The organism is Gammaproteobacteria bacterium (assembly GCA_015709635.1).
Taxonomy (GTDB): domain Bacteria; phylum Pseudomonadota; class Gammaproteobacteria; order Burkholderiales; family Nitrosomonadaceae; genus Nitrosomonas.
This window is the reverse complement of sequence record CP054180.1, coordinates 1,827,319-1,852,977: the sequence shown is the minus strand read 5'-3', so window position 1 is coordinate 1,852,977 and position 25,659 is coordinate 1,827,319. Positions and strand designations below refer to the sequence as shown.

The window sequence follows — 25,659 nt, the reverse complement described above, 5'->3', positions numbered from 1 at the left end:
CCTATTTGGCATCGATTTAGTATAAAATTAGCGGCTAAAAATTTTGGACTGAATCGGAACTGAAATTTAACGCGAAGCATTATAAAATTTAATAAAATTTAATATGGCTATTAATTGGTTCAAATATTCTTCTCCAGCCAGTTTTTATTCACTAGCAGGGAAAATGATTCCGCTATTTGTGTTTGTCACAGTGATACTGACAGCGGCGGGGCTTTATGTTGGTTTTTTTGTTGCACCCACGGATTTCCAGCAAGGCGAGGCGTACCGGATTATTTTCATTCATGTGCCTGCGGCATGGATGTCGATGTTTCTTTATGTCGTGATGGCATTCTGGGCGGGTATCGGTTTGGCGTTTAATACGCGACTTTCTTCCATGTTTGCATCGGCAATCGCTCCAACTGGTGCTATGTTCACCTTTATTGCCCTGTGGACGGGGGCATTATGGGGAAAACCGATGTGGGGAACATGGTGGGTTTGGGATGCGCGGTTAACTTCCGAATTGATCTTGTTTTTTCTGTATATCGGCTTTATGTCTTTGCAAGCCGCGATTGACGATCCACGCCGCGCTGATAAGGCGGGCGCCATTATTGCGCTGGTTGGTGTAGTGAATGTTCCGATTATTTATTTCTCCGTACAATGGTGGAATACCCTGCATCAAGGCGCATCGGTCAGTGTCAATCAGGCGCCCGCGATGGCGAGCACCATGTTGACGGGTATGCTAATTATGGTGTTTGCAAGCTGGATGTATTCCATTGCAGTCATACTGAAACGCACGCGCGTAATTATTCTGGAACGCGAGAGCCATACGGCATGGGTAGCAGAGCTGCATAAGAAGGGAGCTATATAATGAACTGGTCAAGCTGGTCAGAGTTTTTTGCGATGGGTGGCTATGGATTGTATGTGTGGGGTTCATATGCCGTGACGGTTATTTGTGTTGCCGGTGAAATTTTATCAATTTCAAAACGTCGCCGAACTTTGGAAAAACAATACAGTCTCATTTACGGCTTAAATAAAGAAGAGATAAAAAATGAAACCACGTCATAAGAAACTTGTAATTATAAGTTCCGGAGTTGTTGCATTAGGTGTCGCTGCTGTTCTGGTATTGAATGCATTTCAAAGTAATCTGGTTTTCTTTTTCAGTCCATCCCAGGTCGTTGCGAAGGAAGCTCCGATTGGAAAGAGCTTTAGAATCGGCGGATTGGTCGAGGAAGGCAGTGTCAAACGCGACGACAAAACCACCACAGTTCACTTTTCGGTAACTGATACGGCGCAAACAATCCCGGTTGTATATACCGGCATTCTTCCGGATTTATTCAGAGAAGGTAAGGGTGTCGTCGCACAGGGCAAAATATCGGCGGCAGGGGTTTTTATGGCCGACGAAGTACTCGCCAAGCACGATGAAAATTATATGCCGCCTGAAGCAGCGGAAGCCTTGGAGCAGGCCGCCAAAGCACAAAAGACATCCTTGGCGCAGTAATCCCGGTTTTTCTCATAAGTCTGAGCGCATCATTCCCAAATTCTTAATAACCATTCATTCGTAAGAAAAAATCATGATCCCAGAAATTGGTAATTTTTCTTTAATTCTCGCCCTGCTATTAGCCATTATCCAAGGAACACTGCCGATCATCGGAGCGGCGCGCGGTATCCCTTCGTGGATAGCGCTTGCCAGGCCGGTTGTGCAAGGGCAGTTCGTATTTGCTTTGATTGCCTTCCTCTGTTTAGCCTATTCCTTTGTCAGCAGTGATTTTTCCGTTATGAACGTGGCAAAGAATTCGAATACCGAATTACCATTTCATTATCGATTGGCGGCTACGTGGGGATCTCATGAAGGATCTTTATTACTGTGGGTTTTTATGCTCGCAGGCTGGTCTGTCGCTGTCAGTGTTTTCAGTAAGCAATTGCCGGACGACATCGTGGCGCGAGTGCTGGGTGTATTAGGGCTTGTTGCCATCGGTTTTTATATATTCATGTTGTTTACTTCAAATCCTTTCGACCGCTTATTGCCGGCTGCGCCGGAAGGAAGCGATCTGAATCCGTTATTGCAAGATGCGGGCATGGTCATGCATCCGCCGATGCTGTATATGGGATATGTGGGGTTTTCCATCGCTTTTGCCTTTGCAATTGCTGCATTGCTGAGCGGAAGACTCGATGCAACCTGGGCGCGCTGGTCCCGTCCCTGGACAATTGTGGCTTGGGTATTTCTGACCTGCGGAATTATGCTGGGGAGCTGGTGGGCGTATTATGAATTAGGATGGGGCGGCTGGTGGTTCTGGGATCCGGTCGAAAATGCTTCATTCATGCCGTGGCTGGTTGGAACCGCTTTAGTTCATTCTTTGGCGGTTACTGAGAAACGCGGCAGTTTCAAAAGCTGGACTGTTTTGCTGGCGATTTGTGCGTTTGCTTTAAGTTTGCTAGGAACATTTTTAGTCCGTTCCGGTGTTTTGACATCGGTTCATGCCTTCGCGACAGATCCTTCACGCGGGGTATTTATCCTGGCTTTCTTGTTTATCGTCATCAGCAGTTCGCTGGTATTGTTCGCATGGCGGGCGCCAAAAGTTGGCCTGGGCGGTAAATTCGATCTGCTGTCGCGCGAATCCATGTTGTTGACGAACAATATCTTATTACTGGTTGCTGCAGCCAGTGTGTTGCTCGGAACGCTTTATCCGTTGATCATCGATGCCCTGGGTCTGGGTAAATTGTCGGTAGGCCCTCCTTATTTCGAGGCTGTTTTTGTTCCTGTCATGACACCGGCAATTTTCCTCATCGGTGTCGGTCCGATTGCCCGCTGGAAACAGATGAGTCTGCCGGTATTGGCAGTGCGCTTGCGCTGGGCGTTTGCGGTGAGTGTAGTGTCAGCATTGGTTGCACCTTATTTCATGGGTGAATGGAAGCCGATGATCAGCTTCGGTCTATTGCTGGCGTTCTGGATCATCGTATGCGTATTGGTCAACTTAAAGCATCGTATAAGCGCTAGCACTGAAGGTAATGTATTTACCAGACTGCTAAAACAATCCAGAAGTTATTACGGGATGCACTGTGCGCATCTCGGTGTGGCCGTATTCATTATCGGCGTTACCTTGGTGAACGGTTACGAGACCGAGAAAGATGTGCGTATGGAAGTTGGCAGCAAAGTGACGGTGGGTGGTTATACTTTCCAGTTTAACGGTACCCGTAATGATGTTGGACCGAATTATAAAGCAGTGATCGGCGATATTGCAGTGAGCAAAGATGGTCAATTTGTCCGTAATATGTATCCGGAAAAACGTACTTATAACGCATCCGGTATGGCGATGACTGAAGCGGCTATCGATACAGGATTTTTCCGCGATTTGTATATTGCTTTGGGTGAACCGCTGACCAATGGCGCTTGGGTGGTTCGTGCTTATCATAAACCTTTTGTCGATTGGATTTGGATGGGATGCTTGCTCATGGCATTCGGTGGTATTACGTCAATTACCGATCGCCGTTATCGCCTGAAGATTACCAAAAAGAGTGTTGTTAAAACTGAAGAAGAGACTAACGTATCAACAGAAACACCAACGCCGGTGGCCGTTGCATCATCCGCAAGCAAAGTTGAATTGGCAACGGAGAGCACCAAAGTATGATGCGCTATTTGGCTCCTTTATTTGCTTTTTTGGTGCTAGCTGCTTTTTTGCTGGTTGGTTTAACGCTGAATCCGAGGCAAGTACCATCACCGCTGATTGATAAACCGGCGCCAAAGTTTCAGCTTAATCAGCTACAAGAATCCGATAAGATAATGTCATCGGACGATAATCTCGGTAAGGTCTGGATGCTGAATGTATGGGCATCATGGTGTGTTGCTTGCCGTGATGAGCATCCCTTGCTGGTGCAATTGGCGAAAACGGGTTTTGTGCCAATCTATGGTCTCAATTACAAAGATGAGCGTACGACCGCCATGCAATGGCTAAAACGCTACGGCGATCCCTATACCATCAGTATCGTGGATTCTGATGGCAAAGTCGGAATCGATTATGGTGTTTATGGTGTTCCGGAAACATATGTGATTGATAAGAAGGGTATCATCAGGCATAAGCAAATCGGACCAGTGACAGTGGATTCACTTGAGAAAACCATCATTCCACTCATCAAAGAACTGCAGCAGCAAGCATAAGCGGTTGTAGTCTCATAAATAAAGGTTAGTCTTGTCATGGTACGTCAATTAAATGGTGTAACGAAAGCCGCAGCGCTTATTTTGCTGCTATTTCTGCTTGTCCCAATGACCGGGTGGTCGAAAGAAGCAATACCGGTCGCGGAAGATCCCGAAGTTGAAAAAAGAATGCTGACGCTGACGGAGAATTTGCGCTGTCTGGTTTGTCAGAATGAAACGATAGCGGATTCGCGCGCGGATTTTTCGAATGATATCCGGCGTGAAATCCGCGAACAAATCAAAGCGAACAAAACAGATCCGGAGATTATTCAGTTTCTGGTCGACCGCTATGGAGATTTCGTCCTTTATAACCCACCGATGAAAGCCACCACCATCTTGCTGTGGTTTGGTCCGGCTGCTTTGTTGTTGTTTGGATTGATTTCATTGATCATGTATTTAAGACGCCGTCGTGTGCAGATAGAAGAAGTGTCGCTTTCGCAAGCAGAGCTTGAAAAAGCGGAAGCGTTACTGAACGAGGATAAAAAAGGTAAAAACGTATGACGGCTTTTTGGGTTATTTCCGGGGTTTTTATTGTTACTGCGCTGCTGTTTGTGGTTCCAACGCTATTACGAAGCAGAAACGATCAACTGAAAAATTTAGAACATGATGCGGTTAACATCACAGTCTATCGCGATCAAATTGCCGAGCTGGATAGAGACTTGGAGAACGATATTCTCAGTCGCGAGCAATACGATAAAAGCAAGCAGGAACTACAACAGCGTATGCTGCAGGATGTGACTGAACGCGATAATATCGTCGTTGATAGAAATAAGAAGATTCGCAATATTGCATTATCTGCAGTCATTATTTTAACGCTGCCACTGGCCGCCGTCAGTTTGTATTTAGCCATTGGTGATACGCGCGGTTTACTGCCGCAAGCGCAACTCGCTAGCGCGACTCAAATGAATCGCGATGGCGGCGGATCACCCGCGGGTCACGACAATTTTTCATCGGTGCTGGAAAATCTGATTAAGCGTCTCAGTGATAATCCGGAAGATATCGAAGGTTGGGTTATGCTGGGGCGTACCTATGCCATCATGGGCCGGTATAACGAAGCCAGCAATACTTATGCCAAGCTGGTCGAATTGATTCCAGACAGCCCGCAGATACTGAGCGATTATGCTGATGTTTTAGCGATGAAGAATCAAGGAAATTTATCGGGTAAACCGGCTGAATTGATATACCAGGCTCTGCGCATTGATCCACAATACCCCAAAGCATTGGCCTTAGCGGGTACAGTAGAATTTGAACAGGGGAAATTTGCACAAGCGGCCGAACATTGGGAAAATTTGCTGCAAGTGATTCCCCCAGATGCCCAGTTGACTCAATCTGTGAAAGAAAGTATTGCTGAAGCCAAGCTACTGGCTTCCGGCGGCAAACCGACAGCATCAGAACAGCCGGTTAAAGTTGCGGAAGCGAAGCAAGAGATCAGCGCGCAGCCGGTGGAAAAAGCTGTGAGTGCTGATGCGCCTGCAGCAACATCACTTTCAGTGTCGGGTCATGTAACGATCAGTGGCGATCTGGCGGCGAAAGTATCGTCGAGCGATACTTTGTTCATTTATGCGCGAGCCAAATCGGGGCCCAAAATGCCATTGGCGATTTTACGGTTGAAAGCGAGCGATCTTCCAGCTTCGTTCACATTGACGGATGATATGGCGATGACGCCGACGATGAAAATGTCGAGCTTTCCGGAAGTCGTGATCGAAGCCAGAGTTTCGAAATCCGGACAAGCTGTCACTGCCAGTGGAGATCTGCAAGGATTTAGCGAACCGGTCAAGCTCGGCCATAATAATATATCGATCGTGATCAATAAACAGGTGCCATAAGCAAATGCCCGCAATCAATCAACCGGTTGAAGATTTTGCGTTACCCTCAACTGACAATAATGAGTTCTCATTGTCGGCTCATGCCGGTAAGCATCTGGTTATTTATTTTTATCCCAAAGACGATACGCCCGGATGTACTCTGGAAGGTCAGGATTTTCGTGATCACCTGCCTGAGTTTACGAAGGGAAATTGCATCGTGGTGGGTATTTCACGCGACAATCTCAAATCACACCAGTGTTTTAAGGAAAAAATGCAGTTTCCTTTTGAATTGCTGAGTGACGAAGACGAAAAAGTCTGCAACCTGTTTGGCGTCATGAAAATGAAAAATATGTACGGCAAGCAAGTTCTCGGCATCGAGCGCAGTACGTTTGTGATCGATGCGCAAGGCATCTTAAGAAAAGAGTGGCGTGGCGTGAAAGTGCCCGGCCACGTTCAGGAAGTTCTGGATTTTGTAACGACACTCAATCAGTAATACTCCTGGTTATGCAAAAAATTGAAGTGTTCTTCACTTGTTTCTTTGCTAGGTCCGCTTCAACTGTCACCCGGTAATCCGGTAATCGAATAGATTGGCAGCCGGATGACATGACCTACTTATTCAATGATCCGGCGCAGTTTGCTGATGAATTAGCCGAAGGTTATGTCGCCGCTCACCGGGATAAAATTCGGCGCGTCGACGGCGGCGTCATCCGTCGCCATAAAGCCAAACCCGGTCAGGTGGTTGTCATCATCGGTGGCGGTTCGGGGCATTATCCCGCGTTCGGCGGCTTTGTCGGGTTAGGATTGGCGCATGGCGCAGCATTAGGTAACGTTTTCGCCGCCCCGTCCGCGCAGCAGATCTGCAATGTGGCGCACGCCGCCGATGCAGGCGGCGGTATTCTGTTTTGTTACGCCAATTACGCCGGTGACGTGCTCAATTTCACTCAAGTGCAGGAACGTCTACGTGCGCAGGGTACCGATGTCCGCTCGGTGGTGGTGACCGACGACATCGCATCCGCTCCGGTGAGTGAGCAACACAAACGCCGCGGTATCGCCGGCACGTTGGCAGTGTTCAAAGCCGCAGCCGTTGCTGCCGATGCCGGAAAACCGCTGGATGAGGTCGTGCATATCGCAACTGCAGCCAATGACCGTGTACGCTCGCTGGGCGTGGCGTTTTCCGGTTGCACATTGCCTGGTGCCGCCAAACCTTTGTTTGAAGTTGCATCCGGAATCATGGAAGTCGGCATGGGCATCCATGGCGAACCCGGTCTGGATCGCGTCAAAGCGCCCAGCGCCGATGAGCTGGCGGAAATGCTGGTCGGTAAACTGCTAGCCGAGATTCCCGTAACCGTGAATACTATTTCCGGCGCACGAATCGGCGTCATCCTGAACGGCCTCGGCGCAGTGAAATACGAAGAATTGTTTGTCGTTTACCGCAAGATCGAGCAATTGCTGACTGCGCGTGGCTTAATTATTGTCGCCCCGGTGGTGGATGAAATGATCACCAGCTTCGATATGGCGGGCGTGTCGTTGACATTGTTCTGGTTGAATGACGAGCTGGAGCAAAGCTGGCTGGCGGCAGCCGATACACCGGCGTTTCATCGAGGCGTTATTGCCTACGACAACTTTGCAATGAGTCATGACGCCGAACCAAAAGAATCGCGCGACAAACATTCGATAAAGCCGGGTTCTGTGGAATCGCAGGCGGCCGCCAACACTGTGCTGGCAGCGCTGGAAGCGGCACTCAAAGCCATCGAAGCACAACAAGATGAATTGGGCCGGTTGGATGCGATTGCCGGGGACGGCGATCACGGCATCGGCATGCAGCGCGGTCTGACGGCTGCGGTCGAGGCAGCCAGGACGGCAATCATTGCGCAAGCCGGAGCGGGGACAACGCTGATTGCCGCCGGCGATGCCTGGTCGGATCGTGCCGGCGGCACCTCGGGCATGTTGTGGGGCGTCATTCTATGCAATCTCGGCAGTGCCGTCGATGACAAAGCCAAACCGGATGCCGCAACCCTTGCGACGGGTATCGCAGCGGCGCTGCAAGCCGTTATTGCTGCTGGCAAGGCGCAACTGAGCGATAAAACGTTGGTCGACGTGCTGTATCCATTTTCCACAGCCTTGATGAAAGGCACTACTCAAGGACTTTCAACGCCTGAAGCCTGGACAGCTGCCGCGGAAATTGCCAAACAATCCGCCGAAGCCACCAAAAATCTCACGCCAAAAATCGGCCGCGCCCGTCCGCATGCCGAAAAAAGCATCGGCATTCCCGATCCGGGGGCAGTGTCGATGACACTGATTATTCAGGCAGCGGATAAAATTATTCGCATCCATTGCATCTGACTGGTGAAACAATCGCAATCAAAAATTCGCGATTACCGGTATCCGGATTTTTTGATGGATTGAGTCACTTCCTATTAATTGAATGACGCTCATACCAACGAGTATGATAATATTGTAGCGTTATAAATATGAGATAATCCATGACATATCGTACGACCATTACCTTGGATGATGAAGTCTACCTATTCCTGAACGATATCGCGGGCGATAACCGCAGCGCGTATATCAATGAATTATTGAAGCAGGAACGCAAGAATTTTCTCAAGCAAGCATTGATTAAAGCCAATCAAGAAGAAGCAACCGATTTGGATTACCAGGAGGAATTGCAAGCCTGGGAGAACACGTTATCCGACGGCCTATCGAATGACTGATTTCAAGCAACTCGAGATTTACTGGATCGACCTGGAACCGGCCAGAGGCGCGGAAACCAAGAAATTAAGACCGTGTGTCATCATTCAGAGCGACTTGGTTAACAACCAATCAAAAACGCTGATCGTTGCTCCCTTGCTGCCGAATCATAAACCCTGGCCTTTTGCTGTGAATCTGGAACCTAATTCAGAAAACGGCTTGGACAAAGACCGGCACATCAATCTCAAACAATTGCGTGCCGTGGATGTTTCCCGGATCGGGAAATTACAAGGCCGGTTGGACAAACAGCATCTTCCGGCGATCAAAAATGCGCTGGCCATTGTGTTTGATTGGTAGAAGAGGAACGATGCAAGCGATTGAATGCGGTGTTATCGGCTTACCGGATGACGTGATTAAGTTGGAATCGTTGCAGGTCGGCTTGATGGGAATGTTGGGATTCAAGGTGTCACTCCATTGACTTGTCGCGCCCATCATCATTTCCCGCGAAGGTGGGAATCTATAATATGCAATGACTGAATGTTGGGTGCGCACGATTAACAGGATTGATGCGCCTTCTGGCGTCGGCGCATCCCACCGTGCTTAAAGCATATACACTTTACCTCGTTAACCCCGCATACAACACCGGCAGTTTCTCCGGCAATCGCTCTACATGATCCACTACTAAATAATTTCGTTCGCCGAAAATGCGCGACACGTATTGATCGGCGCGCGGATCTAAGCTCATGCAGTAGGTGAGGATACCGGAGCGGCCGGCTTCTTCGACGGCTTTTTTGGTGTCGTGGCGCAGGTATTGCGGGTCGCGTACGTCCACATCCGCCGGTTCGCCGTCGGTGATGACCAACAGTAGTTTTTTTGTCGATTTTTGCAGTTTCAGATAATGCGTGGCGTGGCGCATGGCCGCACCCATGCGGGTCGACAGTTGCCCGGTCATACCGGCGAGTTTGGCTTTAGGAATTTCGTTGTAGGGTTGATCGAAATCCTTGAAGCGGAAATACTCGACGTCATGGCGTCCGTCGGAACAGAAGCCATGGATGGCAAACGGATCGCCGATCTTGTTGATGGCGTTGGCGAGCAATACCGTCGCCTGGCGCGTCAGGTCGAGCACGGAGTAGTCGTGTCCGGCGACTTTTTCGTTGGTCGATTCGGATAAGTCGAGCAGCACCAGTACGGAGATATCGCGCACCTTGCGCACCGAGCGCATCATGATGCGTGGATCGGGTTGCATGCCCATGCGGATATCGATCATCGAACGGATCGCGGCGTTGATGTCGATTTCGTCGCCGTCTTCGAGTTTACGGATGCGGCGTGTGCCTTGCGGTTGCATCGCGTCGAGCAGGAATTTCATGCGCGCAATTTCGCGTTTGTATTGATTGGCGATGTCGTCGATGCATTGCATATCGCCCAGTTTTGCGCGTTTTTCCTGCACTGTAGCCCAATCGGGGCGTTCCAGTTGAATCTGGTAATCCCATTCGGAATAGTGGTACGGCGCCGATACCGGTTCCTTGCCTTCCATATCGTTGTACGACACACCCATGTCTTCGTACGGGAAGAACTCGGTGCCCATGACCCAGATTTCCTCTGCGTCGTCACCGGCGGTTTCGACGTCGAGCTCATTGGCAAACTCCATGACGTTGACGTATTTGCGCACTTGTTTGGGCGCGTCGTATCCGGCAGACAGCGATTTGTTGAAATCGAATTCCTCGAATTCCCAGAAATAGCGGTTGTCGTCACGGTATGGGGCGGTGAGTATGTCGGTGCGCGGGTTGTACGGAATCTTTTTGTCCATGAAGCTGTGCGCGAGCTGCACACCGATTTCCCATGAGGTTTTGTGACTATGTAGCTGATCGTCTTTCGCCGCTTTGAACAGTTTGCGTCCTTCGGCGATCCACGGATCTTGGTCCTTGTAATCCGGGTCGAGCAGGGCGCGTGCCAGGCGATTCAGATAATCGCCCGTCGAGACATTCATTTCCGGTGTGGCACTGTGCAATACCGACCATGTCTTGCGTAGGCCGGGAAAGCGGCGGATCGACAATTCCTCGATACGCGCATCTTCAATGACCGAAATCACAGCCATCTGCAACGGATTCAAACTTTCCGCAGAAATCGGCTGCTGGGTTTCGACCAGATGCGCTGCAGCGTGCGCTGCAGCGGCGCGGTAGACTTCGGTTGCCGACACATCGTCATAGGCATCGTAGGCATCGGGCAGATGGATGAAATAGTTTTCGATGAATGGCTTATAGCCTTCACGCGTTTCAAAGTCGCCGGAAGTCGGTTTCATGAAGAAATCTCGTCCCCACAACGCACGCAAATACATATTGATACGGCGCTGCACGTCGACAAACAGCGTGCCTTTGCGTTCCTTCTGCAAGACCGCAAGCGATTCTTTCGATTCCAGACCGAAATAACGGATTTGCTCTTCATAATCGGTGCGGTGCGCATGTGCGCCCCACATCGCCCAGCGGCGCAAGCCACCCAGCGTCAATTGCCCGAACAGGATTTCCAACTTGCCGAGCATCGGACGAATGCCGCGTGGTGCCTGTGCGATCAGCGTATTCAGAAATTGCAGGTAATTCTGGAATAACTGCGCGTCACCGAGACGTTTGGCAGCAGTAGGGGAAGTCGCCAGCACCAGTTCGATGACCGCGCCGGAAGTTCTCGAAGCCAGCGAAAGCACGGATGTTGCCAAATCGCTGATGACATCTTCACCGACTTCCTTGACGACCAGCGGAATTTCATCAATCCAGCAATCGACCACGCTGCGCCCGCGCCCCAGGCCGCGGATTGCCGACGCGCCTTTTAAGTAGTTATCCAGACCGCGCGGTGAAAAGATCTTGACCGCTTCCGGCCAAGCATGATGGAGCAATTCAACCGATTCCGGTTCCAGATCCTCGAGCAATTCTTTGTAATCGTCCAGACTGACACTCATGGCAGCACCTGTTAATGGGTTAAAACAAACGGGTTATGATTGGGTTAGTTGAAGAACGTACTAACTGCTGCGTCCAGCGCATCGCGCATATCCGGATCGTCGGTGATCGGGCGCACCAGTGCTACACGGCAGGCTGCATGGGCATCGACTTTCTTGGCAATCAGGCTTCCGGCATAAATCAGCATGCGAGTGGAAATACCTTCATCCAGGCCATGTCCCTTCAGGTTTCGTGCGCGTTCGGCAATCGATACCAGCTTCTCGGCAACTTCGGTCGATACGCCTGATTCGTGGGCAACGATTTCGCTTTCGATGTCATGACTCGGGTAATTGAAATCGAGCGCACCAAAACGTTGTTTGGTCGATTGTTTCAAGTCTTTCATCAAGCTCTGATACCCTGGGTTGTACGAGATGACAATCTGGAAGTCTGCATGTGCCTGAATCAGCTCACCTTTTTTCTCCAGTGGAAGCACGCGACGGTTGTCGGTAAGCGGATGAATAACCACGGTGGTATCCTGGCGTGCTTCGACAACTTCATCCAGATAGCAGATCGCGCCATAACGTGCTGCGACTGCAAGCGGTCCATCTTGCCAGCGCGTGCCATTGGCATCGAGCAAAAAGCGACCCACCAGATCGGATGCGGTCATGTCTTCATTACACGCAACGGTGATCAGCGGTTTTTTTAATTTCCACGCCATGTACTCGACAAAGCGGGTCTTGCCGCAACCAGTCGGGCCTTTCAGCATCATCGGCATGCGTACTGAATAGGCGGCTTCATAGAGTTTTACTTCATCCGCAACGGAATGGTAATAAGGTTCTTTTTTAATACGATACTGGTCGATGATATCGCTCATGACAAACTCCTGTGAGAACTATCTTTATCGAAAATTTGCACAATAAATTCCGGTGAAAAAAAACCCCCTGCCCTAATTAAGGGTGAAGGGGGTCTTGCGGGTTCGAACCCCGTGTTACTTAAACAGTCTTGCCGCGGTATATCACCATGGCTGTGCCTTGTGATTGGTTGAAGTTATTGTAACCAATCAAACGTACGTGATTGTTCGGATTGGCTTTATGACATGCGGCAGCTTCTGCCAGCACGCGTTCTACATCCGTTTCACCAAACATTGGCAGCTTCCACATATACCAGTAGGAATCCATGACATACTCAGGTTCTGTATGTTCAATCGCTGGGTTCCAGCCTTTGCTGATTAAATATTGCACTTGTTTCTTGATATCCTTGTCGGCCATTGCAGGCAGATAAGAAAATGTTTCAAATTTACGGCTTGCTGGATCACTAACACGTGATTTGTAATCGATTACTTCGCTCATTATTTTTCCTTAACTTTAGTGAGATGAAGGAGAAAAGCAGCGTTTAATCATCAACCTTTCTCCTTTGGCTATGTATTCTTACTTGTGGGCTATGTCCAGTTTGTCAACAGTGTCAAACTCGAACTTGATCTCTTTCCATGTTTCCATGGCGATTTTCAGTTCTGGACTGCTTTTCGCTGCCTTGGTCAAGATCGCTTTGCCTTCTTTCTCGATTTCAATACCTTGGTTACGTGCTTCTACGCAGGCTTCCAATGCAACACGGTTAGCCGCCGCACCCGCAGCGTTACCCCATGGATGACCCAGGGTACCACCACCAAACTGCAAGCAAGCATCATCACCGAAGATTGCGACCAGTGCTGGCATATGCCAAACGTGAATACCACCCGACGCAACTGGGAATACACCTGGCATTGAACCCCAATCTTGATCGAAGAACAGGCCGCGGCTGCGGTCTTCTTTGATGAATTTGTCGCGCATGGTATCGATCCAGCCGAGGGTTGCTGCACGATCGCCTTCCAGTTTACCGACCACGGTACCGGAGTGCAGGTGATCACCACCTGACAAACGCAGCACTTTGGTTAAAACGCGGAAATGAATACCATGGTGTGGGTTGCGATCAAGTACGGCGTGCATAGCACGGTGGATATGCAATAGCATTCCATTGTTGCGGCACCAGTTAGCCAGTCCCGTATTGGCTGTTAAACCACCTGTCAAGTAGTCATGCATAATGATAGGTGCGCCCAATTCCTTGGCAAATTCTGCACGCTTGTACATTTCTTCTGGGGTTGGTGCAGTTACGTTCAGATAGTGGCCTTTACGTTCTCCGGTTTCACGTTCGGCTTTTTGGCAAGCTTCCACTACAAATTGGAAACGATCGCGCCAACGCATGAAAGGCTGACTGTTAACGTTTTCATCGTCTTTGGTCAGATCCAGACCGCCGCGCAGACATTCGTATACGGCGCGGCCATAATTTTTAGCAGACAGACCCAGTTTAGGTTTAATGGTACAACCTAACAATGCACGGCCGTATTTGTTCAAACGATCGCGTTCTACTTGAATACCTGTTGGAGGTCCACCACAAGTTTTGACGTAAGCAATCGGAAAACGCACATCTTCCAGACGCAGGGCGCGTAACGCTTTAAAACCGAACACGTTACCGACCAGTGAGGTCAACACGTTAACGACAGAACCTTCTTCAAACAGATCAATCGGGTAAGCCACGAAAGCATAGAAGCAGGTGTCATCGCCAGGTACGTCTTCAATCTTGTAAGCACGTCCTTTGTAGTAATCCAGGTCGGTCAGCAAGTCGGTCCAAACCGTGGTCCAGGTACCGGTGGAAGATTCTGCCGCTACTGCAGCAGCGACTTCTTCACGTGGCACGCCGGGTTGTGGTGTAATTTTGAAACATGCCAAAAGATCGGTATCCAAAGGGGTGTATTCAGGTGTCCAGTAGGTTTGCCGGTATTCTTTGACGCCCGCGTTATATATTTTTACTGCCATGGTATTTTCTCCTATTAGATTCCACTCAACTCCAGCCAACGATACCGACAGAAACGAGAGGATATTGCATTACAAACAACAAACATGACTACTCAAATCCATGAAGCGCACTATAGCGCTATTAACCTATAAGAACAAATCAGTAATTTTGATATTTATAATAAGGTTATACTTATAAAACTTTACCGCGTGAATCAGAATTGATAATTGACCTATGCTCCACCTCACCTTGCGGCAGCTGAAAGTGTTCGAATCCGTTGCCCGGAACCTAAGTTATTCGCGCGCCGCCGAAGAGCTGCATTTGACCCAACCTGCTGTTTCCATGCAAATTAAGCAACTGGAAGAGAACATCAGTTTACCGCTATTTGAGCATTTAGGTAAGCGAATTTATCTGACCGAAGCGGGGCGCGAATTGTATCAATATAGCCGGGCGATTTCGCAGCAATTGGCCGATATGGAAGTCGCGTTGGACGAATTGAAAGGCATGGAACGCGGTAAATTGAATATCTCGGTGGTCACCACCGCCAATTATTTCGCGCCGCATTTGCTGGCGAAGTTTTGCCAGCGCTATCGCGGCGTGACCGTCAGTTTGAATGTATCCAACCGGGAAGCGGTATTAAAGCAGTTGACGGATAATGTGATCGATCTAGCCATCATGGGGCAACCGCCCGAGAATCTCGATATCGATGATGAATCCTTTATGGAGAATCCGCTGGTGGTCGTGGCACCGCCGGATCATTCATTATGCAAGGAGCACAATATCCCGGTAAAACGGTTAGCCAACGAAACTTTTCTCGTGCGCGAATCGGGCTCGGGCACGCGTAGCGCCATGGAGCGCTTCTTTGCCGCACATAAGATCAAAATCAATAAAGGGATGGAAACGGATACGACCGAAGCGATAAAACAAGCCGTTCAGGCCGGCATGGGATTGGGTATCATGTCGCAACATACCGCGGAACTGGAGCTGGAGACGGGGCGCTTGAAAATTCTCGATGTGCAGGGTTTTCCGATTATCCGTTATTGGCATGTGGTGCACAGAAAAAATAAGCGCTTGTCGAGCGTAGCCAAAGCTTTTAGAGAGTTTTTATTAAAGGAGGCCGCCGGATTGTTGGATGAATCCAAATCCTAATCAATGAGTTATTGATAAAAATCGATTCAATGTTTATTATGATGCGCAAGAATAATATGACGATTGAGGATCGAATCCGGCATGTCCGATCTTAAACATTCCGCAGAAAAACAAACCGGCAGCATCAATTCAACCGAATTGCATGTTTACCTGAGTTGTGCGGTGGCTGTCCTGATTATTTTACTGATCGACTTTGTCACGCCGCTGGGTGTTGCCATCGGGGTGGCTTATATCATTGTCGTGCTGATTTCATTGGGCTCATCCAAGAAGCGCTTTACCTTGTACATCGCATTCTTTTGCTCTGTGCTGGTTGGGATCGGCTATTTAGGGTCACCGCCAAGCGAAGCGCCGACATATTTAATTATTGCCAATCGCCTGCTGTCATTATTCGCCATTTGGGTGACCGCAATTCTGGCTTTGAAGCAACGCGCCAGAACGGTTGAATTGCATCAAGAGCGGTTAAAGTATCTGCAGTCGATCAAGGAGGTTGAAGTGCACGAAGAAAAACTCAAAGTGCTGAAAGCTACGATGCGCACGGTGCAGGATATCACCGGCAATTTTCTCAATAGCTTGCAATTTTTCAAGCTTGAGGTCGAGAAAAACAAAACACTGGCGTCCGAGTCGGTTGCACGACTTGACGAACTGATCGGCGATACTGCGCAACGCCTGAATAAGCTGGGCAATCTGAATGAAATTCATGAAAAGAAAATGGCGGGTGATACGGTCGGTATCGATTATGAGCATTCCACGGTAAATGACGATACAATGATCAAGTAATCGCATAATGAACGAATGGATAGGGAAAATGATGCAAGCAGGACAAGGATCGGGTGGAAATGTGGTCGCGGCGGTATGCAGTTTTTTTATACCGGGATTGGGGCAGTTGGTACAAGGGCGTTTATTGCCGGCGTTACTGTTTTTCATCATTACCGGCGTAGGATATTTTTTCTGGGTGCTCATTATTCCGCCGATCATTGCCGGAATCGCTCATTTGTGGTCGATCATCGATGCAGCGCGTTTCACGGTTGCCGATTAGCCGTTCCTTTCATTTCCATTGCTCCATGCAGTCCATTGTTTATTACTAGACCGGCTATCCGGGTTGTGCGGAGTCTCCACTTCTTTATTTAATTTTCAGTTACATGTCTTCGTCAAAACAAGTTGCACGTAAAGTCGGTTTCATTTCGTTGGGTTGCCCCAAAGCATTGGTGGATTCCGAGCAAATCCTGACCCAGTTGCGCGCCGAAGGTTATGAAATATCACCGTCGTACGACGATGCCGATTTAGTGGTCGTCAATACCTGCGGGTTTATCGACAGCGCCGTGGAAGAATCGCTCGATGCCATCGGCGAAGCGCTGGCCGAGAACGGCAAAGTCATCGTCACCGGCTGCCTGGGTGCTAAGGAAGACGGCGATGTGGTGAAAAAGGCGCATCCGCAAGTGCTGGCGGTCACCGGACCGCACGCGTTGCCGGAAGTGATGTCGGCTATTCATACGCATTTGCCGCAACCGCACGATCCGTACACCAGCTTGATACCGCCGCAGGGGATCCGGCTGACGCCGCGGCATTATGCCTATATCAAAATATCGGAAGGCTGCAACCATCGCTGCACATTTTGCATCATTCCATCGATGCGCGGCGACTTGGTCAGCCGGCCGATTCATCAAGTGATGCAGGAAGCCGAGCATCTGGTGAACGCCGGCGTGAAAGAGTTGCTGATCATATCGCAAGATACTAGCGCTTATGGCGTCGACGTGAAATACCGCACCGGTTTCTGGCAGGGGCGGCCGGTCAAGACGCGCCTGACCGAGCTGGCGCAGGCGCTCGGTTCGCTGGGTGTCTGGGTGCGCTTGCACTATGTCTATCCGTATCCGCATGTCGATGAAGTCATTCCGTTGATGGCGGAAGGAAAAATCCTGCCTTACCTGGATGTGCCGCTGCAACATGCCAATCCGCGCATTCTGAAGGCGATGAAACGCCCGGCCAATGCCGAGAATAATTTGGCAAGAATCCGGCAATGGCGCGAGATATGCCCCGATATCACGTTGCGCAGCACCTTCATTGTCGGTTTCCCGGGCGAAACCGAGGCGGAATTCGAGGAATTGCTGGATTTTCTGCGCGCAGCGCAATTGGATCGCGTCGGATGCTTCGCTTATTCCGCGGTGGAAGGCGCCGCTGCCAATCAACTGCCCAATGCCGTGCCGGAAGAAGTCAAGGAAGACCGCCGTGCGCGCTTTATGCAATTACAACAGGACATCAGCCGTCAGCGCCTCACAGCCAAAGTGGGCAGCACAATGACCGTGATGGTCGATGAACTAGCGGACGATCACATCATTGCGCGCAGCAGCGCCGATGCGCCGGAAATTGACGGACTGGTGTATGCGGAAAACGCCGATCAGGCACAACCCGGCGATTTTATCGAAGTTGAAATTACCGCTGCGGATGAGCACGACCTGTTTGCTGAAGCTGTAGCGCGGAATTGACCGTGCGGTTGATGCCGTCAATAGAACGACGGCAGCGACATTCCCATCCACAGCATGAACAGAATGATCATCGCGATGCCGATGCCGATGATTCCGATGATCATGCCGATCAAGATGGTCAAGCCGTCTTTGTTCAGAAGTCCGAGTGACATCACCAGGATTCCCCAGCCCGGTGAAAAATTGATTAGCGGGATCGGCAGTGCGATTGCCAAAGCAAAAACGAACGAAAAAAAGCCGATAATCCGCTCCCAGGTATGGATGCTGATATACGTGATGCGCGGCTGCATACGCTCTTCAATTTTCTTCAACCAGGGATTTGCTTTAGCCAGTATTTTCTCCAGCGTGCTGCGTTTGATGTGTTTTCCTTCCAGCCAGGCGGGTAACCACGGCGCTTGCATGCCAAGGATCATTTGTGTCGAGAAAATGAATAACGGAATCGAGAAAATCGTGGTGTAACCGGGCGGAACAGGAATGGGAAGACAGATAGGCACCGCGGCGATCGCCATCAAGATGCCGAATCCGCGCTCATGCAGCGCATGCTTGATTTCGCCGACGGATATTACTTCATTTTTGTTTTCAACGACGGCAATAGCCAGAAATTCGGAAGTAGGGCGATCTTTTTCTTTGATTGTCATCAGTGACTCCCGCTGTCAGATTTGTTACCCATAGTATCGGGTAAACAACAAATAAACTAATACTGCGCATTAGAAAGTCAAGTGAGCAAAAGATTCTGTGGTGTAATCACAACAGCGTTTCCCAATTGATGCGCCCGGTTATTCGTAGCGTAAGGCATCGACCGGTTTAAGCGAGGCCGCTTTTTTTGCCGGATAAAAGCCGAAAAATATCCCGACCGCAGATGAAAATAAAAAAGCCAATCCGACCATACCGACGGTAATCACGATCAACATATCGGCCACCCGACTGACTACCCATGCACCGCCGATACCCAACACTAAACCGATCACGCCGCCCATGATGCAGATCACGATCGCTTCGAGCAGGAATTGCGTCAGAATGGCGCGCTGATCGGCGCCAATCGCCATGCGGATGCCAATCTCGCGCGTGCGCTCGGTCACCGATACCAGCATGATGTTCATAATGCCGATCCCGCCGACCAGCAGCGATACCGAGGCAATCGCACCCAGTACGATGGACATGACTTTGGCGGCGTCAGTCGCAACGTCGGCGATCGCGGTCAAATTGCGCACGGTGAAATCATTTTCCTTGCCTTTGGCAATGCGGTGGCGCTGGCGCAGCAATTGGGTGATTTCTATTTCGGCGATATCCATGTCCGCGGCCGATGTTCCTTGCACCAGCATGTAGCGGATAGAACCGGGAAACTGGTTGCCGGTGATCTGGCGTTCGCTGGTGGTGATGGGGATGAGCACGGTGTCGTCCTGATCGCGCCCGGTCAAACTTTGCCCTTTCGCCATCAGCACGCCGACCACCACAAAAGGACGGTTGGTGATGCGGATCGTTTTACCGACTGCTTCTTCATCGCCAAAAAGATTCTTGGCCGTTACGGAACCGAGCACAACCACGCGCGCCGCCGAGCGCAAATCGGATTCGGTAAACGCCGTGCCCGAGTCCAATTTCCAGTTGCCCACGGTAAAATAATTGGGCGTGGTGCCGGTAATAATCGTGCTCCAGTTCTTCGCGGCGTAATTGAGCTGCACGGTACCGGTTGTCACCGGCGCAGTGGCGCTGACGGATGGTAACTCGGCAATGGCGTATGCATCGTTGATCGTCAATGTTCTCACGCTGCCGCTGCCGAAGCTGAAGCCGCCGGATGATGTGGCGCCCGGCACCACGAGAAACAAATTGCTGCCCATTGCAGCGATGGTTTCATTGATCTTGGTGCGCGCCCCTTGTCCGATGGACAGCATCAAAACCACGGCAGCCACGCCAATGATCATACCCAGCATCGTCAGTCCCGTGCGTAAGCGGTTTTGCCGCAAGGCGCGCAGCGCTTCGCCGATGATCGTCAACAGGTTCATAGTGTCATCGCCGGTTGATTTGGAGTGTTACCCACAACTGCGGTGTGTGGCGAATTATTTTGATCCACGATGATGCGGCCGTCTTTCAGGCGGATTAAGCGTTTGGCGTAGGTTGCAATATCGTCTTCATGCGTCACCAGCACGATGGTCATGCCTTGATCGCGGTTCAACTGTTCAAACAATTGCATGATTTCGCGGCTGGTTTGCGTATCCAGATTGCCGGTGGGTTCGTCGGCCAAAATCAGCGGCGGCTGGTTGACCAAGGCGCGGCTGATCGCGACGCGTTGCTGCTGGCCGCCGGAAAGTTGATTCGGCAGATGCATGGCAAAGTTTTCCAGCCCGGTGCGGCGCAGCAATTCCAGCGCTTGCTGGCGGCTTTGCGAACGGCTGGCACCGGCGTAGAGCAGTGGCGTGGCGACATTATCCAGCGCGGTCATGCGTTTGAGCAGATTGAAACCCTGAAACACAAAGCCGATGCGCTGATTGCGGATATGTGCCAATTCATTGCTTGATAAAGCGGCAACGTTTTTCCCGGCGAGCCAATACGATCCGCTGGTGGGTGTATCCAAACAGCCCAGGATATTCATCAACGTGGATTTGCCGGATCCGGAGTGTCCCATGATCGCTACGAATTCGCCTTGCTTTATCGTCAAATTGATATTGAACAGGACTTGATTGGAAATGGTTTTGCCGTTGGCGTCTTGCAGACTGTAGCTTTTGCACAGATCCTCGATCTGAATGAGCACATTGGGTGCGGGTGCCATCTGAATCGCAGACATCAGAACATCCTGAGCTTGAATTTGCTGTCCGCTTCTTTCTTATCAGCCACTTCGCTGATGATGACCTTGTCGCCCGGTTTGATTTCGCTGCTGGCGATTTCCGTGTAATTGCCGTCGGTGATTCCCGTGGTTACATTGACGGGCTCGGCACGGTCCTGCGACAGGAGGTAGAGCCTGGTTTGATTCGATGTCCGGGCTGCTTTGCCGCTTTCGCTCGCCTCCGCATCCTTGGGTTGATAACGCAGCGCCGCGTTGGGCGCGCGCAATACATCGCTTCTTTGCATGACAATGAAGTTGATATTGGCCGTCATGCCGGGCAGCAATGCACCGTCGGCGTTGTCGACCATGGCGACGACGTTATACGTGACGACATTTTCCTGGATGGTCGGATTGAGCCGGATTTGTTTGACTTTACCGACAAATTTGCGCTGCTGGAAAGCATCGACGGTAAAGTTGATCAGTTGATCGACATGCAGTTGGCCGATATCGGCTTCCGCGACGCTGATATTCACTTGCATCTGCCGCAGATCCTGGGCGATTTGAAACAACGTCGGCGTTTGAAAATTGGCCGCAACGGTCTGGCCGATGTCGACATCCCGGGCGATAACCACACCGGAAATCGGCGAACGGATCACGCTGTAGTTGAGATTGGCTTGGTCGCGTTCGACTTGCGCTTTACTGATGGCCACTTGAGCACGTGCCGTTTCCGCCTCTTGCTCGGCGATTTCCAGCGCTTCCGGTGAAATGAAATTCTTTTCTTTCAACAAGCGCTGGCGTTTCAATTTGCTGTCAGCAATTTTTGCCGCGGTTTGTGCGCTGAGCAGATTAGCCTTGGATTGGTGCAGTTGCGCGCGCAATAAGGCCGGGTCGAGCTCGGCCAATACCTGGTTGATTTCCACATGATCGTTATAGTCGGCGTACAACTTTGCCACGGTGCCGGAAACCTGAGTGCCGACATTGACCAAAATCACCGGCGTTAATGTACCGTTGGCGGATATGGTTTGGATGATATCGCCGCGCTCGATAGTCCGGGTTTTGTATTGACCGGCTTTGGATTCTTTTTTGTCGCTGCCATACCAGTATGCCGTAGCGGCGAGGAGCACAATGAAAACAAAGACAATTGGTTTGCCGCTAAAAGTAAGCATTTAAAAAATGATCGATGATGGAAATATAAGAATGTGCGCAGCACAGCTTGTCTGCGAAAACAGCCCGGAAGTATTTCACAACGAGCGGTCCAATTCAAACCCAAACCGCTATGACTCCTCGTAAGGTAAAAAGTTGAACTGGAAACTGGATGTTCCGGTGCCACGATCGTTGCAGATTGTTGCGATGATGGGCAAATGAATTTATTGTCGTTATGCGCGCTTATTTCTCTTTTTCTTCTTCATCGATGAGCGTTTGCATATGCTTCAAGCGCGCTTCGATACTCGACAACTGATAAAAATTGCCATTATCGCTTTTCAGCGCGATTTTCAATTGATCCGCGGCGGCCTTGAAGTGGTTCTTGAGGTAATACACTTCCGCCAGCGCGCGATGCTCGAGCATTTTATTGCCGAGCAGCGAGTAACATTGCGCTTGCAAGTTGTACAGTTTCGGGTCGTTCTGGATCGATTGCAGTTGTTTGTTGATAAATTCCAGCGCCGTTTCGGTTTGCTTGTTTTGTATCAGTGCATTGGCGTAGCCGTGGATCAGCGCGCGGTATTGCGGATAAACCTTCAATGCGGTTTTATAGGTCATGTACGCTTCGGCGGTTTTCCCATTAGCCAGCCTCACACTGGCGGACAACGTTTCGATCATCGCACCGGCGATGATATTTTTATGCTCAACCTGAATGGTTCTCCCCAACGGGTGATTGATCAAAGCGGCTGACGCGGAATCGCCATGCAGTAGCTCGTATAAATGCGCCAGCTCGTTGTTTGCCTGCTTGTATTTTTTATCGCGCAACAGTGCATGGATGTAGCCGTACTGCTCAACGGCTTCGTTGGCGTAGCGCTTGTCATCCAGGCGGATTTTGAATTGCGCCACGGCGTCGTGCGGTTTGCCCTGGAATGCGCGCAACTTGGCGCGCACCAGTAAAAAGTCGATGCTGTCGGGCACTTGGCGGTAGGGCATCTCGCGCGTGCGGTTCTGGATGTCGGCAATACGCTCGTACGTGATCGGGTGTGTGCGCAGATAAGAGGGAGCGCCGTTCTCATGAAAGCGTGCGGATTTTTGCAAGCGATCAAAGAAAGTGGTCATGCCTTGCGGATCGAAACCCGCATCCAGCAAAATATTCAGGCCGATCCGGTCGGCTTCTTTTTCATGGTTGCGGGTAAAATCCAGCTTCGATTGGATCATGCTCGCTTGCGAAGCAATCAGAACCGCTTGACTGGCTTGCGCATTGTTGGAACGGGCGGCAACGATAGCCAGGGCGAGCGCAGCCAGCGATTTGACCAGATCGTATTTCTGCGACGCGATCATGCGCGCCAAGTGCTTTTGCGTCACATGCGCAATTTCATGCGCCATCACCGCAGCCAACTCGGATTCGCTTTGCGCGGCAATGATCAATCCGCTATTGAACCCCATGAACCCGCCCGGCAAGGCAAACGCGTTGATCGACGGATCTTCCACCGCGAAAAACTCAAACAATTGATTTGCATCAGCCTCTTCGGAATTGACAATCAAGCGGTGACCGAGATTACTGAGATAACTGGCGATTTCGGGATCATCCATATAACTCGGATCGGCACGGATTTGCCGCATGATCTTCAAACCGAGCTGGCGTTCTTCATGCGCTGAAATAGTCGCCCGCGACACATCCCCCAGATTGGGTAATTCATGCGCCAAACTGTTTACTGGAAATACTAGCGAAAGCGCAACGATCAAGCAGATTAATTTCATGGTCAAAACGGGCTGCAAATTTTTACCGGGGCCGGTGATTTCCGGGTTGGATTGATTGGTTACGCGTTGGTTTTTTCCAGATTGGAACTCTAGTTCTTTATGACTGTTTTCACTGGCTGATTGGACATTCAAGCGAAAATGATGCTAATCCCGGTTTGCGAGGGATTTTATGATACGCCAAAGTCTAAGAATTTCTAGTGTTGTTTATAGTATGTGGATAAGCGCAGCGTTATCCACCTTACTGGACTACCGCTACGCTCTATCAGGTGTCAAAGCTGAATGATCTGATCGAGCCGCTGGCATACTTGCATAAACAGCGTTTCGTTGAGTGATCCTAAAGGATGCGGTTTGGCGTTGCGCGCCCGCCAATTGAATGATTTGGGCTGATGGCATAGCACGTAACTGGTTTGTTCGATTTTATTTTTCGCAGTTTTGCCGATTGCTACGGCAAAAGAGTTGTCGGCGTTATACGTTGCAGTGGTTATCGGCAAGCCGATCACCAGCGAAGTTTCGTCTAATCGTACGAATCTGCCGTTTCCCTGGAAAAATTTTGCCGGTAAAACGAAACGCATGCGAATGCCCACGGTTTTCATGCAATCAAGCTCAACAGCCGCCGCGTTTCCTTTTCGTCCAATTCCAGCCACTGTCCGCGTTTGATCCGCGGCGGCAAGTTGAGCGGGCCGAAGCGCACGCGCATCAGGCGGCTGACGGTGATGCCGATGGCTTCGAACATGCGCCGCACTTCGCGGTTTTTGCCTTCTTTCAGAATGACGCGATACCAGTGATTGGCACCTTCGCCGCCTTGATCGGCGAGGTAGGTGAACGCCGCCTGACCGTCGTCGAGCGGAACGCCGCTGGTGAGTTGCTTCATTTGTTCTTCGGTCAGCTCGCCGAGTATGCGCACGGCGTATTCGCGCTCCATTTCGAAGCGCGGGTGCATCAGGCGATTGGCCAGTGCGCCGTCGGTGGTGAATATCAGCAGGCCGCTGGTATTGAAATCCAGCCGCCCGATGGCGATCCATTTCGATGATCGCAACTGCGGCAGTTTGTCGAAGACCGACGGGCGTCCTTCCGGATCATGGCGGCTGACGATTTCGCCTTCCGGTTTGTGATACAGCAGCACTTTCGGCAATTCCTCTTCCACGTGCACGCGAATCACGCGCCGACCGATGCGAATGACATCGCCCGGCCCGGCGCGGTCGCCGAGTATGGCGGTTTTGCCGTTGACGCTGACTTCACCGCTGGCGATCAGCGCTTCCATTTCGCGCCGCGAACCCAAGCCTCTTTGCGCCAGCAGTTTTTGCAGCTTGAACGTGGATGGCGGAGGCGTGGCGACTGAAGCGGGCGCGTTTTTCTCCACGCTGCGCCGGGGGGCGGGGGCTTTTTTCTTTGCCGGTCTGACCGGTTTGTTTACTTTCATGACTGTTGCAACCTAAAAACCGCTTGCCATAATCCCGGCAAGCTAAGGAAACGCTGATTAATTGGCTATACGAGCGAATCACTTCGTTGCGCAGTACTCGCTCTCTCGCCTATCTTGTTGATATGTCTCGGTTGCTGCGTTCCGTGCGCCTCGTGCTTCATCTCGTCCGCCGAATTAATCAGCGTTTCCCTAACCGGCATTGGCATGTTGTTAGAAGGGCAGTTTGAATCCCGGCGGCAAACCCATTCCGCTGGTGAGCTCGGACATTTTCTCCTGCGTCGTCGTTTCCACGCGCCGCACGGCGTCGTTAAACGCTGCCGCCACGAGGTCTTCGAGCATTTCCTTGTCGTCGCCGATCAGGCTGCTGTCGATATTGACGCGCTTGACGTCATGGCGACAGGTCATGATCACTTTCACCAGTCCGGCGCCCGATTGGCCTTCGACTTCAATGCTGGCCAGATTTTCCTGCATTTTGCGCATGTTTTCCTGCATCATCTGCGCTTGCTTCATCATGTTTCCGATATTACCTCTCATTTC

The 25,659-nt window shown here is 50.7% G+C and carries 27 protein-coding genes; 15 read left to right on the top strand and 12 right to left on the bottom strand.

Annotated features, from left to right (window positions below):
* Positions 1 to 103: 103 nt before the first annotated feature.
* From HRU78_08740 to HRU78_08690, 11 genes are all read left to right on the top strand, one after another.
* Complete coding sequence (locus tag HRU78_08740; GenBank protein ID QOJ23729.1) at positions 104 to 847, top strand: heme ABC transporter permease; 744 nt, start codon at positions 104 to 106, stop codon at positions 845 to 847.
* Entirely contained in the window at positions 847 to 1,044 is a 198-nt protein-coding gene (gene ccmD / locus HRU78_08735) for a heme exporter protein CcmD (GenBank protein ID QOJ23728.1), read from the top strand. Before HRU78_08740 ends, ccmD begins: the two co-directional genes overlap by 1 nt.
* Entirely contained in the window at positions 1,028 to 1,477 is a 450-nt protein-coding gene (ccmE, locus tag HRU78_08730) for a cytochrome c maturation protein CcmE (GenBank protein QOJ23727.1), read from the top strand. Before ccmD ends, ccmE begins: the two co-directional genes overlap by 17 nt.
* Before the next feature lie 73 nt (positions 1,478 to 1,550).
* Complete coding sequence (locus tag HRU78_08725) at positions 1,551 to 3,605, top strand: heme lyase CcmF/NrfE family subunit (protein ID QOJ23726.1); 2,055 nt, start codon at positions 1,551 to 1,553, stop codon at positions 3,603 to 3,605.
* Positions 3,602 to 4,132 carry a DsbE family thiol:disulfide interchange protein gene (locus HRU78_08720; GenBank protein QOJ23725.1) on the top strand — a complete coding sequence of 177 codons (531 nt, stop codon included), beginning with the start codon at positions 3,602 to 3,604 and terminating at the stop codon, positions 4,130 to 4,132. Before HRU78_08725 ends, HRU78_08720 begins: the two co-directional genes overlap by 4 nt.
* A gap of 36 nt (positions 4,133 to 4,168) precedes the next feature.
* Positions 4,169 to 4,669, top strand: coding sequence for a cytochrome c-type biogenesis protein CcmH (locus HRU78_08715; GenBank protein QOJ23724.1), 501 nt, complete (start codon positions 4,169 to 4,171; stop codon positions 4,667 to 4,669).
* Entirely contained in the window at positions 4,666 to 5,994 is a 1,329-nt protein-coding gene (gene ccmI / locus HRU78_08710) for a c-type cytochrome biogenesis protein CcmI (protein ID QOJ23723.1), read from the top strand. Before HRU78_08715 ends, ccmI begins: the two co-directional genes overlap by 4 nt.
* 4 nt (positions 5,995 to 5,998) lie before the next feature.
* Positions 5,999 to 6,466 carry a peroxiredoxin gene (locus tag HRU78_08705; protein ID QOJ23722.1) on the top strand — a complete coding sequence of 156 codons (468 nt, stop codon included), beginning with the start codon at positions 5,999 to 6,001 and terminating at the stop codon, positions 6,464 to 6,466.
* Positions 6,467 to 6,576: 110 nt separating this feature from the next.
* Complete coding sequence (locus HRU78_08700; GenBank protein QOJ23721.1) at positions 6,577 to 8,316, top strand: dihydroxyacetone kinase family protein; 1,740 nt, start codon at positions 6,577 to 6,579, stop codon at positions 8,314 to 8,316.
* Positions 8,317 to 8,456: 140 nt separating this feature from the next.
* On the top strand, positions 8,457 to 8,687 hold the full coding sequence (locus HRU78_08695; GenBank protein ID QOJ23720.1) for a CopG family transcriptional regulator: 231 nt from the start codon (positions 8,457 to 8,459) through the stop codon (positions 8,685 to 8,687).
* Positions 8,680 to 9,021, top strand: a complete 342-nt coding sequence (locus HRU78_08690) for a type II toxin-antitoxin system PemK/MazF family toxin (protein ID QOJ23719.1) — start codon at positions 8,680 to 8,682, stop codon at positions 9,019 to 9,021. The genes HRU78_08695 and HRU78_08690 overlap by 8 nt, the downstream gene beginning before the upstream one ends.
* A gap of 259 nt (positions 9,022 to 9,280) precedes the next feature.
* On the opposite strand, the gene HRU78_08685 is transcribed toward HRU78_08690, so the two are convergent.
* From HRU78_08685 to HRU78_08670, 4 genes are all read right to left on the bottom strand, one after another.
* Positions 9,281 to 11,611, bottom strand: a complete 2,331-nt coding sequence (locus HRU78_08685; protein ID QOJ23718.1) for a nitric oxide reductase activation protein NorD — start codon at positions 11,609 to 11,611, stop codon at positions 9,281 to 9,283.
* A 44-nt stretch (positions 11,612 to 11,655) separates the two neighbouring features.
* Complete coding sequence (locus HRU78_08680) at positions 11,656 to 12,462, bottom strand: CbbQ/NirQ/NorQ/GpvN family protein (protein ID QOJ23717.1); 807 nt, start codon at positions 12,460 to 12,462, stop codon at positions 11,656 to 11,658.
* A 118-nt stretch (positions 12,463 to 12,580) separates the two neighbouring features.
* On the bottom strand, positions 12,581 to 12,937 hold the full coding sequence (locus HRU78_08675; GenBank protein ID QOJ23716.1) for a ribulose bisphosphate carboxylase small subunit: 357 nt from the start codon (positions 12,935 to 12,937) through the stop codon (positions 12,581 to 12,583).
* Positions 12,938 to 13,015: 78 nt separating this feature from the next.
* Positions 13,016 to 14,437: a form I ribulose bisphosphate carboxylase large subunit gene (locus HRU78_08670; GenBank protein ID QOJ23715.1), complete on the bottom strand. Its 1,422-nt coding sequence runs from the start codon at positions 14,435 to 14,437 to the stop codon at positions 13,016 to 13,018.
* Positions 14,438 to 14,651: 214 nt separating this feature from the next.
* On the opposite strand from HRU78_08670, the gene HRU78_08665 reads away from it, so the two are divergent.
* The 4 genes from HRU78_08665 to rimO all read left to right on the top strand — a co-directional run bounded on the left by HRU78_08665 (position 14,652) and on the right by rimO (position 18,046).
* Positions 14,652 to 15,566, top strand: coding sequence for a LysR family transcriptional regulator (locus tag HRU78_08665; protein QOJ23714.1), 915 nt, complete (start codon positions 14,652 to 14,654; stop codon positions 15,564 to 15,566).
* Between the two features lie 81 nt (positions 15,567 to 15,647).
* Positions 15,648 to 16,343, top strand: coding sequence for a hypothetical protein (locus HRU78_08660; GenBank protein QOJ23713.1), 696 nt, complete (start codon positions 15,648 to 15,650; stop codon positions 16,341 to 16,343).
* A 31-nt stretch (positions 16,344 to 16,374) separates the two neighbouring features.
* Positions 16,375 to 16,602 (top strand): hypothetical protein, encoded by a 228-nt coding sequence (locus tag HRU78_08655; GenBank protein ID QOJ24982.1) that lies wholly within the window; start codon positions 16,375 to 16,377, stop codon positions 16,600 to 16,602.
* Positions 16,603 to 16,705: 103 nt separating this feature from the next.
* Positions 16,706 to 18,046, top strand: a complete 1,341-nt coding sequence (gene rimO, locus HRU78_08650) for a 30S ribosomal protein S12 methylthiotransferase RimO (protein ID QOJ23712.1) — start codon at positions 16,706 to 16,708, stop codon at positions 18,044 to 18,046.
* Positions 18,047 to 18,063: 17 nt separating this feature from the next.
* On the opposite strand, the gene HRU78_08645 is transcribed toward rimO, so the two are convergent.
* The 8 genes from HRU78_08645 to HRU78_08610 all read right to left on the bottom strand — a co-directional run bounded on the left by HRU78_08645 (position 18,064) and on the right by HRU78_08610 (position 25,656).
* A complete protein-coding gene (locus tag HRU78_08645) occupies positions 18,064 to 18,675 on the bottom strand; it encodes an exopolysaccharide biosynthesis protein (protein ID QOJ24981.1) in 612 nt (203 codons plus the stop codon).
* A gap of 144 nt (positions 18,676 to 18,819) precedes the next feature.
* Complete coding sequence (locus tag HRU78_08640; protein QOJ23711.1) at positions 18,820 to 20,043, bottom strand: ABC transporter permease; 1,224 nt, start codon at positions 20,041 to 20,043, stop codon at positions 18,820 to 18,822.
* A complete protein-coding gene (locus HRU78_08635) occupies positions 20,040 to 20,807 on the bottom strand; it encodes an ABC transporter ATP-binding protein (protein ID QOJ24980.1) in 768 nt (255 codons plus the stop codon). Before HRU78_08635 ends, HRU78_08640 begins: the two co-directional genes overlap by 4 nt.
* 14 nt (positions 20,808 to 20,821) lie before the next feature.
* Complete coding sequence (locus HRU78_08630; GenBank protein QOJ23710.1) at positions 20,822 to 21,967, bottom strand: efflux RND transporter periplasmic adaptor subunit; 1,146 nt, start codon at positions 21,965 to 21,967, stop codon at positions 20,822 to 20,824.
* Positions 21,968 to 22,187: 220 nt separating this feature from the next.
* Complete coding sequence (locus HRU78_08625) at positions 22,188 to 23,702, bottom strand: M48 family metallopeptidase (protein ID QOJ23709.1); 1,515 nt, start codon at positions 23,700 to 23,702, stop codon at positions 22,188 to 22,190.
* Between the two features lie 269 nt (positions 23,703 to 23,971).
* Positions 23,972 to 24,295 carry a type II toxin-antitoxin system PemK/MazF family toxin gene (locus tag HRU78_08620; GenBank protein ID QOJ23708.1) on the bottom strand — a complete coding sequence of 108 codons (324 nt, stop codon included), beginning with the start codon at positions 24,293 to 24,295 and terminating at the stop codon, positions 23,972 to 23,974.
* Positions 24,292 to 25,122, bottom strand: coding sequence for a pseudouridine synthase (locus HRU78_08615; GenBank protein QOJ23707.1), 831 nt, complete (start codon positions 25,120 to 25,122; stop codon positions 24,292 to 24,294). The genes HRU78_08620 and HRU78_08615 overlap by 4 nt, the downstream gene beginning before the upstream one ends.
* A 210-nt stretch (positions 25,123 to 25,332) precedes the next feature.
* A complete protein-coding gene (locus tag HRU78_08610) occupies positions 25,333 to 25,656 on the bottom strand; it encodes a YbaB/EbfC family nucleoid-associated protein (GenBank protein ID QOJ23706.1) in 324 nt (107 codons plus the stop codon).
* Positions 25,657 to 25,659 lie beyond the last annotated feature (3 nt).

Bases quoted from the DNA above. Each gene is read 5' to 3' on its own strand.
- HRU78_08625 (QOJ23709.1), bottom strand. From the start codon at position 23,702: ATGAAATTAATCTGCTTGATCGTTGCGCTTTCGCTAGTATTTCCAGTA.
- HRU78_08615 (QOJ23707.1), bottom strand. From the start codon at position 25,122: ATGAAAGTAAACAAACCGGTCAGACCGGCAAAGAAAAAAGCCCCCGCC.
- HRU78_08630 (QOJ23710.1), bottom strand. From the start codon at position 21,967: ATGCTTACTTTTAGCGGCAAACCAATTGTCTTTGTTTTCATTGTGCTC.
- HRU78_08725 (QOJ23726.1), top strand. From the start codon at position 1,551: ATGATCCCAGAAATTGGTAATTTTTCTTTAATTCTCGCCCTGCTATTA.
- HRU78_08675 (QOJ23716.1), bottom strand. From the start codon at position 12,937: ATGAGCGAAGTAATCGATTACAAATCACGTGTTAGTGATCCAGCAAGC.
- HRU78_08715 (QOJ23724.1), top strand. From the start codon at position 4,169: ATGGTACGTCAATTAAATGGTGTAACGAAAGCCGCAGCGCTTATTTTG.
- HRU78_08655 (QOJ24982.1), top strand. From the start codon at position 16,375: ATGCAAGCAGGACAAGGATCGGGTGGAAATGTGGTCGCGGCGGTATGC.
- HRU78_08660 (QOJ23713.1), top strand. From the start codon at position 15,648: ATGTCCGATCTTAAACATTCCGCAGAAAAACAAACCGGCAGCATCAAT.
- HRU78_08720 (QOJ23725.1), top strand. From the start codon at position 3,602: ATGATGCGCTATTTGGCTCCTTTATTTGCTTTTTTGGTGCTAGCTGCT.
- HRU78_08610 (QOJ23706.1), bottom strand. From the start codon at position 25,656: ATGAGAGGTAATATCGGAAACATGATGAAGCAAGCGCAGATGATGCAG.
- rimO (QOJ23712.1), top strand. From the start codon at position 16,706: ATGTCTTCGTCAAAACAAGTTGCACGTAAAGTCGGTTTCATTTCGTTG.
- ccmE (QOJ23727.1), top strand. From the start codon at position 1,028: ATGAAACCACGTCATAAGAAACTTGTAATTATAAGTTCCGGAGTTGTT.
- HRU78_08740 (QOJ23729.1), top strand. From the start codon at position 104: ATGGCTATTAATTGGTTCAAATATTCTTCTCCAGCCAGTTTTTATTCA.
- ccmI (QOJ23723.1), top strand. From the start codon at position 4,666: ATGACGGCTTTTTGGGTTATTTCCGGGGTTTTTATTGTTACTGCGCTG.
- HRU78_08640 (QOJ23711.1), bottom strand. From the start codon at position 20,043: ATGAACCTGTTGACGATCATCGGCGAAGCGCTGCGCGCCTTGCGGCAA.
- HRU78_08680 (QOJ23717.1), bottom strand. From the start codon at position 12,462: ATGAGCGATATCATCGACCAGTATCGTATTAAAAAAGAACCTTATTAC.
- ccmD (QOJ23728.1), top strand. From the start codon at position 847: ATGAACTGGTCAAGCTGGTCAGAGTTTTTTGCGATGGGTGGCTATGGA.
- HRU78_08635 (QOJ24980.1), bottom strand. From the start codon at position 20,807: ATGGCACCCGCACCCAATGTGCTCATTCAGATCGAGGATCTGTGCAAA.
- HRU78_08700 (QOJ23721.1), top strand. From the start codon at position 6,577: ATGACCTACTTATTCAATGATCCGGCGCAGTTTGCTGATGAATTAGCC.
- HRU78_08705 (QOJ23722.1), top strand. From the start codon at position 5,999: ATGCCCGCAATCAATCAACCGGTTGAAGATTTTGCGTTACCCTCAACT.
- HRU78_08695 (QOJ23720.1), top strand. From the start codon at position 8,457: ATGACATATCGTACGACCATTACCTTGGATGATGAAGTCTACCTATTC.
- HRU78_08620 (QOJ23708.1), bottom strand. From the start codon at position 24,295: ATGAAAACCGTGGGCATTCGCATGCGTTTCGTTTTACCGGCAAAATTT.
- HRU78_08665 (QOJ23714.1), top strand. From the start codon at position 14,652: ATGCTCCACCTCACCTTGCGGCAGCTGAAAGTGTTCGAATCCGTTGCC.
- HRU78_08690 (QOJ23719.1), top strand. From the start codon at position 8,680: ATGACTGATTTCAAGCAACTCGAGATTTACTGGATCGACCTGGAACCG.
- HRU78_08685 (QOJ23718.1), bottom strand. From the start codon at position 11,611: ATGAGTGTCAGTCTGGACGATTACAAAGAATTGCTCGAGGATCTGGAA.
- HRU78_08670 (QOJ23715.1), bottom strand. From the start codon at position 14,437: ATGGCAGTAAAAATATATAACGCGGGCGTCAAAGAATACCGGCAAACC.